Origin of the sequence: Roseixanthobacter psychrophilus, assembly GCF_043195195.1 — a bacterium.
GTDB lineage: Bacteria > Pseudomonadota > Alphaproteobacteria > Rhizobiales > Xanthobacteraceae > NCEH01.
The window spans coordinates 1-950 of sequence record NZ_JBAFWT010000156.1 but is presented as its reverse complement, the minus strand read 5'-3'; the positions used below and the strand labels follow the sequence as shown (position 1 = coordinate 950).

Annotated in this window: 2 protein-coding genes; both read left to right on the top strand. The window is 65.2% G+C overall.

Annotated features, from left to right (window positions below; all coding sequences use genetic code 11):
- The first annotated feature begins 127 nt into the window (after nucleotides 1-127).
- Nucleotides 128-484: a phage tail tube protein gene (locus tag V5F77_RS28970; protein ID WP_429008497.1), complete on the top strand. Its 357-nt coding sequence runs from the start codon at nucleotides 128-130 to the stop codon at nucleotides 482-484.
- Nucleotides 481-933, top strand: a complete 453-nt coding sequence (locus V5F77_RS28965; RefSeq protein WP_429008496.1) for a hypothetical protein — start codon at nucleotides 481-483, stop codon at nucleotides 931-933. The genes V5F77_RS28970 and V5F77_RS28965 overlap by 4 nt, the downstream gene beginning before the upstream one ends.
- The last annotated feature ends 17 nt before the right edge of the window (nucleotides 934-950 follow it).

Genomic DNA, 950 nt, shown 5'->3' with positions numbered 1-950 from the left:
GAGCGTGTTCGAACGCGACGCGCAGGGCGATCGCAACCGGCTCAATGCCCGCCAGCCCATCCAGATCATCGGCAACCTGATGGTCCTGGCCGGCTCGCTCGAATTTGAAGTCTGAGGAGACTGACCCATGGCACAAGTGCTGGGCATCATCGATCTGTTGTGGCGGGGTAAAAATATCCCCATCGAGAAGGGCGCCAAGCTGCGGCTCGGCGGCATCAAGAACACCGCCGTCACCTATGGCCGCAAGGTGGGGCGGGCGCAGGAATACCAGGGCTCCGAGGTGACCGCGAAAACCTATTTGGAGGCGGGGCAGTCCTATGGCTCCGTCTATGACGAGGGCGAGGGCGAGCTGCAGGTGGTCTGCGACACCGGGCAGACGTTCGTCTTTCCCGACGCCTTCCTGCTCGACCCGCCGGAGATGACCGGCGGCGAGTCGCATGAGCTGAAGTGGAACGCCTCGGGCTACCAGGAGATCCTCGCGTGAGCACGGAAACCGATCTCATCATCGATCTGGACGAGGCCAAGACGGCCGCCGGCGGCGCCTCCGACATCGTGGACCTCGATTCCACGCCCGTGGTGGACGAGGATGCCGACCTTGGGGATGCGCTGCCAAAGCGTGCCGTCATGAACCCTGACGGCTCCATCACGCTCCCGCTTCGCCTTCCCGTGGCGGTGCGGTCGCGTTCGCAGCAGGGCACCGAGCGCACTGAAGAGTTCAAGGCGCTCACTTTCCATCGGCTGGTGGGCGCCGACCTGCGGGCGATTACCTCGGCCGCGACGGCCTCGCAGCCGGTGGTCATGCTGGCGCGTTCCGCCCGCATTCGCGAGGCGGTGATGAACGTGGCGTTCGACAAAATGGACGCGGCCGACATCGCCGACGCGACCGCCGTGGTGGCGCATTTTTTCGACGGTGGCCAGAAGAAGCGGGGCTGATCCTCTCGGGGATCGCA